This window comes from Salinimicrobium oceani (assembly GCF_012037645.1).
The window spans coordinates 1-336 of sequence record NZ_JAAVJR010001263.1 but is presented as its reverse complement, the minus strand read 5'-3'; the positions used below and the strand labels follow the sequence as shown (position 1 = coordinate 336).

Sequence of the window (336 nt, the reverse complement as noted above, 5' to 3'; positions counted from 1 at the left end):
GAAAATGCGCAGAAGCTGGCAGAATTCCTTGAGCAGAATGAATTTGTGAAAAAGGTGTTTTACCCCGGATTGTCTTCACATGAAGATCATGCGCTTGCTAAAAAACAAATGAAAGGTTTTGGCGGAATGCTGAGTTTTGAGTTGAAGGATCTCGATTCGACTACGTTTATGAAATACCTTAAGCTTATTAAACCTTCCATGAGCCTTGCAGGGGTAGAATCCACCATTCTTTCCCCCACCAAGACCTCTCACGCGCTTTTAACCGCCGAAGAGCGGGAAGAGCAGGGAATTGGAGATCAATTGATGAGGTTTTCTGTAGGCATAGAAGAAGCCGAA

General features: G+C 44.0%; 1 protein-coding gene. It reads left to right on the top strand.

Going from position 1 to position 336, the window contains the following annotated elements; genetic code table 11:
• Positions 1 to 336 (top strand): PLP-dependent transferase (locus tag HC175_RS21750; protein WP_168139977.1); only part of this gene is annotated, 336 nt, incomplete at both ends.